Origin of the sequence: Sutcliffiella halmapala (assembly GCF_050107295.1) — a bacterium.
GTDB lineage: Bacteria > Bacillota > Bacilli > Bacillales > Bacillaceae_I > Sutcliffiella_A > Sutcliffiella_A halmapala_A.
In genome coordinates this window covers 92,164-108,533 of record NZ_JBNIKR010000012.1, presented here as the reverse complement: position 1 = coordinate 108,533, position 16,370 = coordinate 92,164, and the positions used below count along the sequence as shown (strand labels likewise).

Annotated in this window: 16 protein-coding genes; 11 read left to right on the top strand and 5 right to left on the bottom strand. The window is 40.1% G+C overall.

Annotated elements, in window-relative coordinates; all coding sequences use genetic code 11:
• Window positions 1-6: 6 nt before the first annotated feature.
• A complete protein-coding gene (locus ACQCT5_RS18475; RefSeq protein WP_499643977.1) occupies window positions 7-642 on the bottom strand; it encodes an adenine nucleotide alpha hydrolase family protein in 636 nt (211 codons plus the stop codon).
• A gap of 231 nt (window positions 643-873) precedes the next feature.
• Here ACQCT5_RS18475 and ACQCT5_RS18470 point away from each other — a divergent pair, with 231 nt between their 5' ends.
• Window positions 874-1,971, top strand: coding sequence for a threonine aldolase family protein (locus ACQCT5_RS18470; RefSeq protein ID WP_499643975.1), 1,098 nt, complete (start codon window positions 874-876; stop codon window positions 1,969-1,971).
• Window positions 1,972-2,025: 54 nt separating this feature from the next.
• On the top strand, window positions 2,026-3,147 hold the full coding sequence (locus ACQCT5_RS18465) for a DUF418 domain-containing protein (RefSeq protein WP_499643973.1): 1,122 nt from the start codon (window positions 2,026-2,028) through the stop codon (window positions 3,145-3,147).
• A gap of 197 nt (window positions 3,148-3,344) precedes the next feature.
• On the opposite strand, the gene ACQCT5_RS18460 is transcribed toward ACQCT5_RS18465, so the two are convergent.
• Together ACQCT5_RS18460 and ACQCT5_RS18455 are read right to left on the bottom strand one after the other, a co-directional pair.
• Entirely contained in the window at window positions 3,345-4,520 is a 1,176-nt protein-coding gene (locus ACQCT5_RS18460; RefSeq protein ID WP_499643971.1) for a chromate transporter, read from the bottom strand.
• On the bottom strand, window positions 4,517-4,837 hold the full coding sequence (locus tag ACQCT5_RS18455) for a PadR family transcriptional regulator (RefSeq protein WP_499643969.1): 321 nt from the start codon (window positions 4,835-4,837) through the stop codon (window positions 4,517-4,519). Before ACQCT5_RS18455 ends, ACQCT5_RS18460 begins: the two co-directional genes overlap by 4 nt.
• A gap of 795 nt (window positions 4,838-5,632) precedes the next feature.
• Between ACQCT5_RS18455 and ACQCT5_RS18450 the strand changes: the two genes are divergently transcribed.
• The 7 genes from ACQCT5_RS18450 (at window position 5,633) to ACQCT5_RS18420 (ending at window position 11,733) form a co-directional block, all read left to right on the top strand.
• Window positions 5,633-6,070, top strand: coding sequence for a DUF6376 family protein (locus ACQCT5_RS18450; protein WP_499643967.1), 438 nt, complete (start codon window positions 5,633-5,635; stop codon window positions 6,068-6,070).
• A 43-nt stretch (window positions 6,071-6,113) separates the two neighbouring features.
• Complete coding sequence (locus ACQCT5_RS18445) at window positions 6,114-6,752, top strand: protein kinase family protein (protein WP_499643965.1); 639 nt, start codon at window positions 6,114-6,116, stop codon at window positions 6,750-6,752.
• 129 nt (window positions 6,753-6,881) lie between these two features.
• Window positions 6,882-7,406 carry an RNA polymerase sigma factor gene (locus tag ACQCT5_RS18440; RefSeq protein WP_499643963.1) on the top strand — a complete coding sequence of 175 codons (525 nt, stop codon included), beginning with the start codon at window positions 6,882-6,884 and terminating at the stop codon, window positions 7,404-7,406.
• Complete coding sequence (locus ACQCT5_RS18435; protein ID WP_499643961.1) at window positions 7,399-8,613, top strand: DUF4825 domain-containing protein; 1,215 nt, start codon at window positions 7,399-7,401, stop codon at window positions 8,611-8,613. The genes ACQCT5_RS18440 and ACQCT5_RS18435 overlap by 8 nt, the downstream gene beginning before the upstream one ends.
• Window positions 8,614-9,080: 467 nt before the next feature.
• Complete coding sequence (locus ACQCT5_RS18430; protein WP_499643959.1) at window positions 9,081-10,400, top strand: hemolysin family protein; 1,320 nt, start codon at window positions 9,081-9,083, stop codon at window positions 10,398-10,400.
• Window positions 10,401-10,761: 361 nt separating this feature from the next.
• On the top strand, window positions 10,762-10,911 hold the full coding sequence (locus ACQCT5_RS18425) for a hypothetical protein (protein ID WP_499643957.1): 150 nt from the start codon (window positions 10,762-10,764) through the stop codon (window positions 10,909-10,911).
• 186 nt (window positions 10,912-11,097) lie between these two features.
• The gene (locus ACQCT5_RS18420; RefSeq protein WP_499643955.1) at window positions 11,098-11,733 is read left to right on the top strand and encodes an FMN-dependent NADH-azoreductase; all 636 of its coding nucleotides are present in this window, start codon (window positions 11,098-11,100) and stop codon (window positions 11,731-11,733) included.
• A gap of 43 nt (window positions 11,734-11,776) precedes the next feature.
• Here the strand turns inward: ACQCT5_RS18420 and ACQCT5_RS18415 are convergent, their stop codons facing one another.
• The gene (locus tag ACQCT5_RS18415; RefSeq protein ID WP_499643953.1) at window positions 11,777-13,024 is read right to left on the bottom strand and encodes a hemolysin family protein; all 1,248 of its coding nucleotides are present in this window, start codon (window positions 13,022-13,024) and stop codon (window positions 11,777-11,779) included.
• A gap of 287 nt (window positions 13,025-13,311) precedes the next feature.
• Between ACQCT5_RS18415 and ACQCT5_RS18410 the strand changes: the two genes are divergently transcribed.
• Entirely contained in the window at window positions 13,312-14,424 is a 1,113-nt protein-coding gene (locus ACQCT5_RS18410; protein ID WP_499644062.1) for an FtsW/RodA/SpoVE family cell cycle protein, read from the top strand.
• 69 nt (window positions 14,425-14,493) lie between these two features.
• Complete coding sequence (locus tag ACQCT5_RS18405) at window positions 14,494-14,973, top strand: hypothetical protein (RefSeq protein ID WP_499643951.1); 480 nt, start codon at window positions 14,494-14,496, stop codon at window positions 14,971-14,973.
• A gap of 76 nt (window positions 14,974-15,049) precedes the next feature.
• Here the strand turns inward: ACQCT5_RS18405 and ACQCT5_RS18400 are convergent, their stop codons facing one another.
• On the bottom strand, window positions 15,050-16,369 hold the full coding sequence (locus ACQCT5_RS18400) for a TrkH family potassium uptake protein (RefSeq protein ID WP_499643949.1): 1,320 nt from the start codon (window positions 16,367-16,369) through the stop codon (window positions 15,050-15,052).
• Window position 16,370: the final 1 nt, after the last annotated feature.

Sequence of the window (16,370 nt, the reverse complement as noted above, 5' to 3'; positions counted from 1 at the left end):
ATAATATTATTCAACAGCAATGGCTTCGCTTTCTACCATCCCGTCCTTCACCTTCAGCACAGTATGTTCCTCATTTTTTGTGATGACGAAGAAGCCGTTAAGGAAATCGGTGGATGCTTCTTTGTAAAATACCCCATTAAGTGCATTCGGAAAGCTGGAATCAAAGACAAGCTCATAATCCGACGGCTTTTTCACGAGTTGTGCTTTTATGCCTCGATCATAGTCCACTCCTTGCACCACTGCTTCGCGTCCGACTTCCACAACATGAATGTCAATTCCCTCTACAATTTGAAATATCTCGTTTATTAAGGAATTCTTCATCATCATTTCAAATTTAGATTGCACGGGCTGGCCTAAAATAATCTGGGTAATGCCCTTTTTATTAGAAACATCTGCAACTATGGAAGAAACCTTTTTCCCTGTAGCGGACTCTACAAGCATGGTGGCCTGATACTTTCCTGCAATGGTTTGGAATAGCTGTTTGGTGCGAATGTGATTCAGGTCTAGTTCATCTTTTTCAATAGAGCATACATAGAGTACGTAGCATTCCCCACCAAATGCGTCAGCGATGATTTTTCCCCTTTGAACCAATTTTTCTACGTTACTGGGATTGCTTACACAAACCAAAATGTTCTCCTTCATCCTTTCACCTCTCCAATTAAATATCCTATAATTCTATTATTATACTAAAAATGGAAGAAAATGTTGAATGGTCATATATCTAAAGCGATAACTACTTTAATCTGTAGAGATAATGCATTTATTATTAGGTTATATGGCAATGAAGAAAAGATAAAAGAGGATATTCAGTATGTGAAACGAATTTACTAAAGAGTTGAATTTTATGAATTATTTATCGAGGTGCTGAAAACATTGAAAAGAAATGGAAGTTTAATTGAAGCATTCAAACAGACTAAATATCAAGTTGCAGGGCATGGTCCAAGGGACATTCAGGTACTGAAAGAAGCCTTGGCCGATATCGATGGGCATCAGGAAAGTGATATGTATGGGAAAGGGAAGATTATAGAAGATTTTCAAGAAAAGATGGCGACGTATTTAGGGAAAGAAAATGCAGTGTTCTTCCCGAGCGGAACGATGGCACAGCAGATTGCATTAAGGATATGGTGTGACAAAATAGGAATAAAAAAAGTTGCCTATCATCCACTAAGTCATTTGGAAATCCATGAAGAAGATGGGTTGAAGGAATTGCATCAGATACAGACCGTTCTGTTGGCAGATGCGAGCAGATTGATACAATTCGATGACGTCATCAATATGGAAGAGGAAGTGGCATGTTTGTTGCTGGAATTGCCTCAGCGTGAGATTGGCGGACAGCTGCCGGATTATGAAACTCTTGAATCAATCTCTGGATATTGCCGTGAAAAAGGGATCAAATTGCACTTGGACGGTGCTCGGCTTTTTGAAATTCTTCCTTTTTATAAGAAAACGGCAGCTGAACTCTGCAGCCTTTTTGATAGCGTGTATGTTTCTTTTTACAAAGGTATTGGCGGAGTTGCGGGTGCGATTCTTGCTGGGGATGCACCATTTGTAGAAGAGTCGAAGAAATGGAAAAGACGTTATGGTGGGGATTTGATAAGCCTTTACCCTTATATAATCAGTGCGGACTATTATTTCAATAAAAGGCTGGATAAAATGGAGCAGTATTATGAGGAAGCGAAAGAACTGGCAGGGCTTTATAACGGTTGCCAAGGAATAACGACAGAGCCTTTTGAACCTGTCTCTAATATGTTCCACGTCCATTTCCATGTTCCAAAAGAGAAGCTTGAACCTATTCTAATAGCCATTTATAAAGAAACCGGAATCGGTTTATCCAGCTATATAAGGGAAACAAGCGAGGAAGCATGCTATTATGAGGTTAGCCTCGGCGATAGATATGCTGCTGTACCCAATGAGGAATTGCGAAAAGCGTTCCATTTGCTTGATGATTGTTTGCGTAAAATAAGACATTAAAAAGCTCAAAGCTATTAAAAGTAAATCAAAATAATAAATTATAAGGAAAAATTAATGAATAGTATCTCAAACGTCAACAAAAGAAAATTAACACCAGACTTAGCACGAGGTTTTATGTTGTTATTTATTGCTTTGGCACATGCAAATCAATTTATATTTTCAACTGAACAAAAAATTACTTTAACCGACCAGTTAACTGTATTTTTCAGGCAAGTTTTCATTGACGGACGAGCATTCCCTTTATTTGCCATACTATTTGGGTATGGGCTCCATCAAGTATTGAAAGGCCAAGAAAGAAAAGGGAACAGTTGGAAGGAAACGAAAAAAATTTTTAAACGTAGAGGAGCTTGGATGTTAGTGATAGGCTTTTTCCATGCAACTCTGTTCTTCGCGGATATTATCGGGGTGTATGGATTTATCGCTCTTCTTTTTGCAAGTTTATTTCTTCGATTATCCAATCGAAATATTATTATTATTACAGTGTTTTTTCTTGTTTTGGTGGGAGTGTTTGCTCCGTACATGCCTAGAGGATTTGATGCATTGAGTATGGAAGTCACTACTTCGGCTACGATTATAGATCCTATTGAGGCATCTATTACGCGAATGTTTGATTGGCTGTTCTACACACCTGTACTTAGTTATCAAGTAATCCCAGGGGTGCTAATTGGCATATTACTCGCACGCTTTCAGATAATAGATAACCCTAGGAACCATAAAAAGGCACTTATCACAGTTGCTATACTGGGACTTTTACTTTCGTTAGCTGGCGGTATTCCGATGGCCCTGATGTCGTCATTATTTTGGACAAGTTACAATGATGTATTGGAAGTAACAGCAAAATCACTTCATACTATCACTGGCTATGCAGGTGGAGTTGGGTGGACGGCGCTCTTTGGATTGCTAGTCATTAAGCTGGAAGGGAAAATTGGCAGCTTTACAAAGGCGATTGTTGCTCTTGGACAACGTTCACTGAGTTTTTATCTATTTCAGTCCATTCTGTTTGTTGTCATATTAGCTCCGTATGCTGGTGGTCTTGGTGGACAAATTGATCAATTGTGGAGTGATTTGATTGCGTTAATTGTTTGGTTTTTTTCAGTAATAGTTGCTAATTTTATGCATCAACGATCTATAAGCGGACCATTTGAGATCTTTTTAAGGAAAATGAAGGAAAAATAATTCAAGGTAAGTAATAGTAAAACCGGTCTATCCTACGTTACACAAATTAAAATGCTCGGAGATTTTCTCCCAGCATTTTTTATTGATTTCAAAGTGTGTTTAACGGTTATTTTGTGTGCCAATTTAATGACCATTTCCACAGTGAATAAGATTATTCACTTCAAAAGAATCCATAGTTTGACCTTTGAGGAAGTCTATTACAATAGTGTCATCAAAGTCCCGCCGATCGCACCTGTCACCACGATGACCCATGGTGGAAGCTTCCAATATACAAGCATACTGAACAGAACCGCTGCGAAGGCAAAATCAATGGGTTCCATGATGGAGCTCGTCCAGATAGGGAAGTAGAAGGCGGATATGAGAATACCTACAACTGCAGCATTAACCCCCATCAAGGCAGCCTTGACCTTCACATTGCGGCGCAGAGAATCCCAGAAAGGCAGAGTCCCTAAAATGAGCAGGAATGCCGGAAGGAAAATGGCGAAGGTTGCTAAAAGTCCACCTTTCCAGCCATCGATGACCGCTCCGATATATGCGGCAAAAGTAAACAATGGACCTGGTACGGCCTGGGCGGCACCGTAACCGGCAAGGAATGCCTCTTCGCTAATCCAGCCTGTTGGAACAAATTCTCTTTCCAATAACGGAAGGACCACATGGCCACCACCGAATACAAGTGACCCTGATCGGTAAAAGCTGTCAAACATGGCGATCCAATTTAAGGAGGTAGCCTCTCTTAAAATAGGAAGCAGCACCAACAACCCGAAGAATAAAGATAAACATACAACAGCGAAACTTTTGGATATCGGGAATTTAATTCGATCGGTATCGCTCTCTGCGTGCTGTTTGAATAATAGAAATCCAATTAATGCAGAAATAAGGATGACAGCAACTTGAGAATAGGCTGTTTGCCATAATAGGGTTCCAACCAATGCAAAAAGCGCAATGGCTTTTCGCTGAAGATCTGGGGTCAGGTTCTTCGCCATCCCCATGATCGCATGTGCAACGACTGCAACCGCGACAATCTTCAAGCCGTGAATCCAACCTGCATTGCCAATATCCATGGTATTCAGTACAAGTGCGAAAATAATCAATGCCAATACAGAAGGCAGGGTGAAGCCGATAAAGGAAACGATGCCTCCAAGTACCCCCGCCCTCATCACGCCAATCCCTATACCGACCTGACTGCTTGCAGGTCCGGGCAGAAACTGACAGAGCGCCACCAGGTCTGCATAGCTTTTCTCATCCATCCATTTTCTGCGACGGATGTATTCAGTATGAAAATAACCTAAATGTGCCACCGGACCGCCAAAGGAGGTCAGCCCCAATCTTGTGGAAACAATAAGTATTTCGAGCAGAGATTTTAATTTGTTCATGTTTCATCACCTTCTTTAATTTCTTTGAATAGTTCATATGCTTTGTTTCTCGCTTCATGAAGAATGAGATTTCCTTTTTCGGTGGTGGTATAGTACTTTCTGATTTTCCCTTCCACCTTTTGATCTTTTTTTACTAGTAGACCATCCGACTCCATCGTGTGAAGAATGGGATAAAGTGTCCCGGCGCTGATGTTATAGCCATGTTCTCTGAGTTCCTCGAGCATCCATAACCCGAAAATCGGATGTTCTTTTGCATGATGGAGTATATGAATTTGAATAAAACCAAGGAACAGCTTGCGCAGCACTTTCTCTTCCAAGTTTTCGCCTCCCATAGCATATTGGACTTCAATATCGAACTTCGATATTGGAAACCGATATGTTGATACTAACATACATTAATTACTTGCCCAACCCTTTCTACTAAAATTTACAAAAGCTTAACCTTTTATCAAAAGTGTTCAAACATTTGACCAATTAAACGATTTAAGCTATGATGAACCTAACATAAACGAATGAATTCATCCCAAAGGGGAGTAGCTATACAATAAAGTCGTCATTACGGGATTTTTAGTCCTCGGCTTTGTTGGCAACGTCAAGTTGTTTGCGAGACCTTTGTCAGTACTAGCATTCTGGCAAAGGTCTTTTCTATTCCAAGAGGCCTTCTACCAGAAAAGTGGTAGAAGGCCTCTTTTCTTTTTAGAAAAACTCTTATAAAGATTCGTGAAAACTCTTAAAACCCCGCTTAGCTGTTGATTGGAGCAATAGGCGAAGACTCCTCGAAAATGCGAGCATTTTCTTCGTGCGATGTATCGCTGCCGTAGTCTTCCTTGTCCTGCGGGAGGAAGCGGTAGGCTGGAGACCCCACAGGGCAAAGCCCGAGGAGCACCAGCATCGCCCCGCGGAAAGCGCAGCCTAGTGCGGAAATCAACAGCGGTGTTCAAAGGGGCATTTGGCAGAATATCAAAGGAGGGGAAAAAAACAATGATAAAAAAATTAGTGAAGGCACTGATCCTGAAAAAAGGAGCCAAGATTGCTAAACAGAAAGTATTGCCTGTGGTGATGAAAGAAGTAAAGAAAAGAATGAAAAAATAATATAATAGGAGTGAATGGACATGAAAAAATTATTAATGATTGTTGCAATTATTTCATCGGTACTTCTCAATGGCTGTTCTCTTTTGGAAGAGGTCAATAATTCGCTGGAATACGCGAACAAAGCAACGGAACATATCAATACGTGGCAGGACTTCGGTCAGGAGGCACCTCAGATGATCCAGGAAGCTGCTACAAATCCTGAGACTAAGCAAGAGTTGGAAGCGGAGCTGAATGCCCTACTGAAGGAAATTGACGAATTCAACAAGACAGAACCACCAGCTATTGCGGCAGATCTGCATCAGCAAATAGTTGAAAAAAATGAAGCTCTACAAGAAATTATCAATGATGCGATGGTAAACGGAGAGCTGGCTTTAGAGGAGCTTCAGAACTCTGAGTTGATCACGACAATCAATGAAATTACAAAGCTGATGAACTTGGTGGAGGAATTGGGGAACTAACCTCCTTCCTCCCAAAGCTTCTTAAGAGAGTGAGAGGTTTAGAATGAGACATAACACCGAGCTCCTGCAATCTTATGATGCACTTGCTAAAAGTGTCGTGTTTGTTCACGGTAATCAAGGAACATCCTTGGTGGATTATAATAAAGTGGAATTAACTCCTATAGGTTATGGGAGAAGCGCATTTGTATTTAAAATTAGCGGGTCAAACAGGGTGCTTAAGGTTTTCTACCCGCCTTTTGAAGAAATTGCAGCAAAAGAAGCAGAAATTTATCAAAGCCTAAAAGGAATTTCCTATTATCCAGCTCTTTATGATTATGGAGAAAACTATCTTGTCATAGATCATATAGAGGGTTTGACACTCTTTGAATGTCTGGTTCATGGCAGGAAAATGAATGAGCGGCATGTGGAGCAGATAGACGAAGCTCTCGGGATGGCAAGGGAAAGAGGATTGAACCCCTCAGATATCCATCTGCACAATATCATTCTCACCCCGACAGAAGAGGTGAAACTGATAGATGTGGCACGATTCAGACAGGAGAAATTCTGTACACAGTGGGAAGATATCAAAACAGTATTTTTCAAGTACTATATAAAAAGGTATTTCCCGAAAAAATGGCCAGCCCGATTACTGTATTTTATTGCAGCTTTATACAAAAAAAGACTTTTGACTAGATTCTATTAGAAAGGAAGCATTTCTCAATGAAGGGAGGTGCTTCTTTTTTGTTTATCAAAAAATTTTCAACTTAAGTGCGATAAAATGGAGATGGGATTCGTCTAATTGTTTAGAAACTGCAAGATACGGGGGAAGAGAATGTCAGACAAACAAGTCATTTCCAAATGGTTTTATGAATATAGCGATGATATTTATCAATTTTTACATTTTCGATTAAATGCCAAGCAGCATGACATAGAAGATCTTGTACAGGAAGTATTTATTCGGGCGTTAAAGGGGCTTTCCCATTTTAAAGGGAATTCGAGCCCGAAGACCTGGCTTTTTTCAATTGCAAGGAATGTAGCAATTGATGAGGGCAGAAAACGGACAAGAGACAGATGGAAATGGTTTCTTTCCTTTGACGATAGCCACCAGGAGTCCCTCCACACGGAGTTGACACCAGAAGATATTCTTACTGACAAGGAAGAACAGAGGGCCTTAATCGCTGCTATCCGATCTCTCAAGGAGTCGTATAAGGATGTGTTGATCATGAGGAGTATAAAAGAGTTTTCAATACAGGAAACAGCAGTGGTGCTTGGTTGGAGTGAGAATAAGGTCCGTTCGACACACCACCGTGCCAAGGCAGCCTTACAGAAGAAGCTAGGAGGAGATCACCTTGAATAGAAGAGAAGATCAATTGGATCAAAAACTCAGAAGAGTCTCGAAACCACGACTATCTCCAGAAAGAAAAGAACAAATCCATGACAACCTGATGAGTGATGAATTCCTTAAAGCAAGAGGAAACTGGTTGAAGAATTTAAAGGGAATAACTGCGGTCACGGTAAGTGCGATTGCTGTTTTGATTTTGTCCTTTATCATTTTTACAGGCGAAGAAGGTTTCGCACCAAGATCATCTCATCCAAAAGAGAACTACATTACCGAACTAAGTAATATAAACTTGCATGATGAATTTTCATCCACGACCAACTATGTAGGCGACAATGGTGCGGTTACTAGTATGGCGTATTTACTGCCAGGAAATGATGCAGAAAGGACATTCGAGCTCCAGACAAAGGAAGAGCCCTATGAGATCAGGATTTTTTATTCGATTGATGAAGAACATAAGGCTTTTACAGAGGAAAATCTGCCGAAAACTTTACTCTATGATGCAACAGCCTACTTCAGTTTTTTTCACAATTTAGGGATTCTTACACTTCATTATGAGATTGAAGGTGTAAGAGAAGGGGAGCGGACCATTTCTATAACACGGGAACAGATTAATGAAATTTATGGTCAGGACCTTACAAGGTTTGCAGAGGATAAGGACCTTTGGAAAAGCGAAGTGTTGGAAAAAGTGATGAGGGATGAAGAGAAGATCGATGATTTTTATAAAAGTATAAATGCTTTCACGCCATCGGAAGGTTCTCTTCAGAAAGCTGTGGAAACCTACTACAAAAGAAATGGATCTGAGGCGGAGATTTCCGTCATGCTTGAAAAACCTTCATTATCCAGTATGGTCTATTGGAGAAAATATGATGAAGATGTGCAATATATTTTAGCCGAATTTGAGGGTAGTGAAGGGAACTTTGTTTATAAGGAAAAACATATAGACGGCATGAGTGGAGGTTACCCTTTATGGGCACAAGCAACTGAAATTGATGGCATTCCAGTCATCTGGGGCACCATTCCATTTGACCGAGAGCCGGTCCAAGAGGTTGTGTTGGATTATGGAAATGGAATAACGGACAAAGTGGAGGTAGTCAATCGTAGTTTTCTAATTGAAGCGGACCAACTCAAACACTATAATCCTGAGCTTGGCTTGTATGAGCAGGTAAATGAGGTTTATGGTGTGGATGAAATTGGGGAAAGAGTGACACCAAAGATAAATTAATGATTTTTGCAGGCATGCGGGTTGGAGTTTTATTTTAACTGCTTACTTGTTTTATATTGGTCAGGTAAAGGAAGTGCAGAAATTCTATGAAGGGTCGAGCGGGGAAATTGAGGTCATTTGACATCTCCCCCGCATTTTAATATTATTAACTTAGTAGTTTAAGAGTGAAACTATTACTCTGCTATAGAGTTTATAATACTCCAAAGGGGAGTAGCTAACAGTTATGTCGTCAATCCGTGATGTACCATGCATCGCCGGCCTAACTGGCAACATTCATGTTGTTTGCGAGACCTTTGCCTATTCGGTAAAGGTTATATAATGGAAAACCTTTACTAATAAGCTTGGTAAAGGTTTTTTTAATGTATATAGGAGGGAAGCACCATATAAAATGTAAAAAGTAATTTATTCATTGGAAAGTAAAAATTAAAATTTCACGGAGGTGAATCCCTCAAAATAGAGGGAACCAATTGGACAGTATAACGATTATAAACTTGCTTTTAGTAGCTTTGTTAATTGCACTAACAGCATTCTTCGTAGGATCTGAGTTTGCAGTAGTTAAAGTACGTATGTCTCGAATCGATCAATTGATAGCAGAAGGAAACAAAAAAGCGGTTAGGGCAAAAAAATTGATCCATGATCTGGATTACTATTTATCAGCCTGTCAACTGGGTATCACCGTAACAGCATTAGGTTTAGGTATGTTAGGTAAGCCGACAGTAGAAGCCCTTATTTATCCTTTCCTTGAAAGTCTCGGAGTATCACCATCCATGATAAGTGTAATATCATATGCAGTAGCTTACTCACTAGTAACATTTTTACACGTAGTAGTAGGGGAACTTGCTCCAAAGACTTTGGCTATTCAATACGCCGAGAAAATGACATTGCTATTTGCTTCACCTCTATACTGGTTTGGTAAGCTGATGTATCCATTTATTTGGACTTTGAATGGTTCAGCGCGTATCCTGCTTCGTATTTTTGGTGTACAGCCTGCAAATCATGAACAAGCTCACTCAGAGGAAGAATTGAGAATTATTATGGCGCAAAGCTTTGAAAGCGGAGAGATTAATCAGACAGAACTTTCCTATATGGAAAATATTTTTACATTTGATGAAAGAGTTGCAAAGGACATTATGGTCCCTCGAGTTCAGATAATCACTTTATCACAAGCGTTTACCCGTGAAGAGATTATCGCCATCCTTGATGAGCACCAATATACCCGCTATCCTGTTACTGATGATGGGGATAAGGATAGTATCATTGGATTTGTGAACGTGAAAGAAATGCTGACAAGTATTGCAGCAGGTCGTGAAGGCCAGTTAAAAGATTTCCTTCATGAACTTCCACTTATTCACGAGTACACTTCTTTGCAGGATGCCCTATTAAAGATGCAAGAAGAGCAGGTTCATATCGCGCTTGTTATTGATGAATATGGGGGTACAGCTGGTATCCTTACAATGGAAGATATTCTTGAAGAAATCGTTGGGGAAATCCGCGATGAGTTTGATGCAGATGAAGTTCCAGAGATTGACCAGCATGGCGAAGGTCTTTATCATATCAACGGACGTGTGTTGCTATCGGAAATCGAAAATGAATTTGATATCAAATTCGAAGAGAGCGACGATATTGATACAATCGGCGGGTGGATTCAAGTACAATTGCAGAATGCCGAAGAGGAGAGTGTTGATACCTTCGAGCATGATAACAATACCTGGACAATTCTTGAGATGGAAAATCACCAGGTAAAGCAGGTTGCATTGCAAATAGGAGTTTTATCTGAAAATAGATGACGTTAATGTAAGAGTCCCGTTTTCATGGAAAACGGGGCTTTTTTGTGCGCAATGATGAGTAGCGAAGTATGACGGAATATGCGTTTTATCGATATCCAACGTGTTTTCGTGGATATTCTGACATTTTCTTTGATATAAAATTTTTTTCGTTGATATCGCCAATGGATTCGTTGATATATTGAAAATTTCGTGGATATCCACAAGGGAAATCGGTCCAATATGATCTATTTTCGAAAAATGGGTAAAAAATCATAGCTTTTCTGAAAAAAATACCAAAAATACCAAAAATACCTTTCGCAATGATGGAATTCCTTTTACAATAAAGTATATACTAACCATTACAACGATGGAGGTGAATTGAATGGAAAATAACCCTAATCACTATGATGGCAGCGTTCAAGCGGTAAACGGGAATCAAAATTCTTTATCGGAAAATGAAACGTTGATTGTAACGGATGAAATGAGAAAGAATATTGCAGCTAATCCGTTTGTACTACATAATGAGGAATAATTGGTAAGGATTTGTCTTTTTGGCAAGTCTTTTTTTTATGTAGAAACAAATTACTTGCATCGAGAAGATATATTTAATAAAATTACCTCGAATTAAAAATAAATTCATTCAAGATAGTTGTTACTTTTTGCATTTTAAGGCAAACTAAACTATCTAAATTACTTACATGGAAGGGATCGATTTAAAATGGCTAAAGTTTTATACATCACGGCACATCCGCATGACGATACACAATCCTACAGTATGGCGGTAGGAAAAGTTTTTATTGATACGTACAAGCAAGCAAACCAGAATGATGAAGTGATTCATCTTGACCTATATCGTGAGCATATACCTCAAATTGATGTGGACGTGTTCAGCGGATGGGGAAAGCTTCAATCCGGAAAAGGATTTGAAGAGCTGTCCCAAGAGGAAAAGGCAAAAGTCAGCCGTCTGAATGAATTGTCCGAGCAATTTATTTCAGCCGATAAGTATGTATTTGTTACACCTTTATGGAATTTCTCTTTCCCACCAGTTATGAAGGCGTATCTTGATTCTGTAGCGGTGGCTGGGAAATCATTCAAATATACAGCGGAGGGTCCGGTTGGTCTTCTGACTGATAAAAAAGCTCTTCACATTCAAGCGCGAGGCGGAATCTATTCCGAGGGTCCTGCTGCAGGGATGGAAATGGGGCATCGTTATTTAACTGTTCTCATGCAATTCTTTGGCGTTCCATCATTTGAAGGATTGTTTGTCGAAGGACATGCGGCAATGCCTGATAAAGCACAGGAAATAAAAGAAAATGCGATTGCACGTGCAAAGGATCTAGCTCATACGTTCTAAACCAAAAAGAAAGGAGCCAACTGATATTGGCTCCTTTCCTCTATTAATGGGAATCAGTTGGCTTCTTGATTTTCTTCGTGACTTTCACCTGCTTTAGCACATTATCCTCCATGACAACCACTTCAAAATGGAGATGGTGGTATACCATTGTTTCGCCAACCTCAGGGATATGACCAATTTCTTTAAAGAAAAATCCGGCAATCGTATCCTCGTCTTCAGGTACCTTCGTTTTGAAAACTTCGTTAAAACGTCTGATTGCTATCTTCCCGTGGCAGATGATCTGATTTTCTGTCAATTCATCAATCAGTATATCGCTGTCTTCATCCGTTTCATCTTCAATTTCCAATCCAATCATCGCCTCAATGATATCCTCATGGCTAATGATACCGGTAGTTCCGCCATATTCATCAATGACAATGGCCATGTGCTTCTTTTCCTTCAACATCATCTTGAACACTTTTTCAATATTGGTGGATTCAGCAACGAAAAGAGGGCTTTTGTCCATAAAATCCCTAATAGTCAAATCCGGTTCAAGGGACCAGTTGAGGAGTAATTTTGCATGAAAGACACCTACGATATTATCTATATTCTCCTTATAAACGGGGTATCTGGTATAGCTGCTGTCCATGACAAAATTCCTGGCTTCTTCAAATGTCACCTCACAGGGCAGACCATGAATTTCTATTCGTGGAGTCTTCAGCGCATCGCGGACATCTTTTGTATGGAAATCGATAGCGCCTTTAATTATTTGGGATTCTTCCTGATAAAAGGTACCTTCCGTTAATCCGATGTCCACCATGGTCTTCAGCTCTTCTTTTGAAAGGGTGGCCTCCTGGATCATTCCCCTTGAAAGCATCCTGATAACAGAGTTGGTAAAAAGGGAGAGGAGAAATATCAATGGCTTCAGAACGATTAGCAACACGGAAATCACAGGTGATACTATGTATGCTACACGATTGGCAAAGGTTGCTGCGATGGACTTTGGCAGCACTTCTGCGAAAATAATGATGACCACCGTCAAAATGGCAGTCGCAACTCCTATATTGAAGTCATATCGAATCGCTATCAACGTAACGAGTGTCGGAAGCATGATATTGGCAATGTTGTTCCCGATGAGAATAGCTGTAATGAATTCATCAGGCTTCGAAATAAGCTTCAACAGTTTTTGGGAACGTGGATCATGGTTCTCAGCAAGAGTACGTACTTTCATTTTATTTACAGCGGTCAGGGCAGTTTCGCTGCCCGAGAGAAAAAACGACATAAAAAGGAAAAATAATAATGCAATAATCAAGTTTGCTGCCTCCTAAGAAATAATAATAGTAATTTCCCCATTCCCTTCGAAAGAATACTTTATTTTGGCTAAAACTACATATTTGAAATAGTGGTAAAATGATTGACTATACCCCGATACTCGAATATGATTTATTCGATAAGAAAACATAAAGAATGTAGGAAATGTACTATATTATTAGATAATAATAGATGAAGTAGTAAAATCCTAATTATTTGCTGAAAATGGAGTAGAAGAATGTGGATTATAAAGATAAACAACAATTAGATGTCACGCTCATTTTTTTGATGATCATGATGGTGCTTGCAAGCTTGATTGCACTCGATAGTATTGAACCGACCTTGCCTAAAGCGTTGCAAGGTATAAACTTCATGGAAAAGCAGCTTGTCTGGTTTTTGGTAGGGGCAGTCGGGATTGGGCTATCCCTGCTTATTCACTTTGATTACCTACGAAATCTTGCATGGATTACTTATGGAATCGGTATATTCTTTTTAATAGGATTGGAATTGAACTTTCCGGGTACGCTTGAAATAAAGGGTGCAAGAAGCTGGTACAGCATCCCGGGCCTTGGGAATATCCAGCCCTCAGAATTAATGAAAATAGCTCTTATTCTAGTATTAAGTAAAATAATTGCAGACCACCGCACCAAATACGAGAACCCTGAAATAAGAGATAGTTTTTATCTTCTCTTCAAGATGGCTGCTGCATCCCTGGTGCCTGTCCTTCTTTTGATGAGGCAGCCTGACATGGGGACAACCATGGTGTACCTCTCCATTATTGCTGCTTTGGTATTAGTATCTGGTATACGCTGGAGCATTATTGTTGGGCTTATATCCATCGGTGTTGGTTTTGCCGCAATATTTATCTATATTTTCATCCAGTTTCCTGAGTTTTTTCATACGTATTTCATTCCTGAATATCAGCTTGACCGCTTCTATGGCTGGCTGAATCCATATGAGTATCAGGATGAACAGGGGTTCCAGTTGGTTCGTTCTCTGCTGGCAATTGGATCTGGCGAGTATACGGGTGCCGGATATGGCTCGATGAATGTCTATCTCCCAGAAGCCCATACAGACTTTATATTTGCTGCTATAGCGAACCAATTCGGGTTTATGGGGACAACGGTCGTTTTATCCCTGTTCTTTTTACTATTGTATAAAATTACATTTATTGCTTTGCAATGCCACGATACCTTTGGCAGTTATCTTTGTACGGGAATCATTGGGATGATTACGTTCCAGGTTTTCCAAAATATCGGGATGACAGTTGGCCTCTTGCCAATTACAGGTATTCCCCTTCCATTCTTCAGCTATGGTGGAAGTTCGCTCTTAACCTATATGATTGCGATAGGTATTGTATTGAATGTTCAGTTGAGAACCCGGAAATATGTGTTCGCATAATCTTTTTTGAGAAACAATGATCTAATGATATAATGGTTCAATGTTTAAATATATCTTCTTGGAGGCATTATGTTAACTTTTGAACAAAAACTTGCAATTATCGAATCCTTTCCGGAACTGGAACGTAAGGACGTATCTTTGAAACGTGTCAATTTTCAATTCGAGGAAAGCTTAAGTGACAAAAAAAATGTCGTGTATCACCTGCATCCAAACGGCAATGGATTTGTTTATGCCAAGGGGATCAAGGGGTACCGTACGGATGAAAAAGGTATGGTCAATATCCGCGAATTTTCCGAAGAAGAGTTAAAAGAGGTTATCGCAAAAGCGATCGAGGTTTTGAGTGTGGAAACCAACTCGGAAGTGTCTGATGAAGCGGAGGCTTTTGAAGATGAGAAGTGGGCAAATGACGAAGATCAGACGCTCATGCTGGTGCTAGAGGATGATATGTGGAATGTCTACGCAGGTCCCAATCTCGATGGTACGTTCCCATCGTACAACGAAGCAAAGCAATATCTGATTGAGGAAGGTTTCAGAAAGCGATTCTATTGAGGAATCGCTTTTTTGATATGAAAAAACTTAAACATGTAATAAAAAAATGCTCCTGGCAAAGGGAGCATTTTTTGTATCATCCTGTCAACAGGTCTTCGTTAGGGTAGCGAATCTTGGCAAGGGTCGGTTTTGCCAGGGAATAGGCAAGTGTCAGCGGACCGAGTTTCCCAAGAAGCATGATGAAGATAATGACCGCTTTTCCAATAATGGTGAGATCTGCTGTAATTCCCATGGAAAGTCCGACCGTTCCGAAAGCGGAAACCACTTCAAATAATAATTGAAGGAAGTCCATTTTTTCTGTGATCGTTAAGATGAATAATGATAAAAAGACGAACAATAGACTGATGATCGTGATTGCAAGCGACTTGAATACATATTTTTGATGGATCGATCTTTTAAAAAGAACAATTTCCTGTTTGCCTTTAATAAAAGTGATGACCGCCAGAATGATAATGAGAAAGGTTGTGAGCTTTATCCCCCCACCGGTTGATGTGCTTCCTGCTCCAATGAACATCAGCAGTATCATAAATAGGATGGATGAACTCTCCATGGCCCCTATGTCGATCGAATTGAATCCGGCTGTCCTTGTTGTAGCTGCTTGGAAATAGGAGGCCCAGAGTTTCTCCATAAACGTCAAATTAGCCAGTGTGTCAATGTTGAAGTATTCCAGTGAGAAAATCACCAGCATGGCCAACAGGTTGATGCCAAGTGTTCCAAACAGCATGATCTTCGTGTGCAAGGAAAGCTTCCTGAATTCTTTTGTGTACCATAAATCCGTAAGAACAGTGAATCCAATCCCTCCAATGATAAAAAGGAAGGATATGACGATGTTTATGACAGGATCTCCAACGTATTGAGATAAGCCATCTGCCCATAGAGCAAATCCAGCATTGTTAAAAGCGGAAATGGAGTGGAATATACTCAAATATATCCCTTGTCCCCACCCATATTCCGGTACCCAGCGATAGGACAATAAGAGTGCAGCTATTCCTTCAATCAGCAAGGAGAAGATGACAATCCTGCGAACAAGGAGGATAATTCCCCCAACAGAAGTCTGATTCAATGCTTGCTGCAGAAGCAATCGTTCCTGAAAGCCGATTTTTTTGCCGAGCATCATGAAAATGAGGACTGCAAATGTCATAATTCCGATTCCGCCCAATTGAATTAATGCCATGATGATGACCTGACCAAATACCGTATAAACAGTGGCTGTATCAACTACGACCAATCCTGTGACAGTCATGGCTGACATGGCAGTAAACAAGGCGTCGATGAATGATATTCGCTCGGTAGTGGAAACAGGGAGCATAAGGAGCATAGATCCGATAAAGACAAAAAAGATGAAAACGAGAATGAGCAATTGAGGCGGACTCAGTTTAATACTCAAGTTACGCATC

What these genes read in the sequence shown, in the direction of transcription:
- ACQCT5_RS18465 (WP_499643973.1), top strand. Translation starts at nt 2,026, where the DNA reads ATGAATAGTATCTCAAACGTCAACAAAAGAAAATTAACACCAGACTTA.
- ACQCT5_RS18425 (WP_499643957.1), top strand. Translation starts at nt 10,762, where the DNA reads ATGGAAAATAACCCTAATCACTATGATGGCAGCGTTCAAGCGGTAAAC.
- ACQCT5_RS18450 (WP_499643967.1), top strand. Translation starts at nt 5,633, where the DNA reads ATGAAAAAATTATTAATGATTGTTGCAATTATTTCATCGGTACTTCTC.
- ACQCT5_RS18420 (WP_499643955.1), top strand. Translation starts at nt 11,098, where the DNA reads ATGGCTAAAGTTTTATACATCACGGCACATCCGCATGACGATACACAA.
- ACQCT5_RS18410 (WP_499644062.1), top strand. Translation starts at nt 13,312, where the DNA reads ATGATCATGATGGTGCTTGCAAGCTTGATTGCACTCGATAGTATTGAA.
- ACQCT5_RS18440 (WP_499643963.1), top strand. Translation starts at nt 6,882, where the DNA reads ATGTCAGACAAACAAGTCATTTCCAAATGGTTTTATGAATATAGCGAT.
- ACQCT5_RS18405 (WP_499643951.1), top strand. Translation starts at nt 14,494, where the DNA reads ATGTTAACTTTTGAACAAAAACTTGCAATTATCGAATCCTTTCCGGAA.
- ACQCT5_RS18445 (WP_499643965.1), top strand. Translation starts at nt 6,114, where the DNA reads ATGAGACATAACACCGAGCTCCTGCAATCTTATGATGCACTTGCTAAA.
- ACQCT5_RS18400 (WP_499643949.1), bottom strand. Translation starts at nt 16,369, where the DNA reads ATGCGTAACTTGAGTATTAAACTGAGTCCGCCTCAATTGCTCATTCTC.
- ACQCT5_RS18460 (WP_499643971.1), bottom strand. Translation starts at nt 4,520, where the DNA reads ATGAACAAATTAAAATCTCTGCTCGAAATACTTATTGTTTCCACAAGA.
- ACQCT5_RS18475 (WP_499643977.1), bottom strand. Translation starts at nt 642, where the DNA reads ATGAAGGAGAACATTTTGGTTTGTGTAAGCAATCCCAGTAACGTAGAA.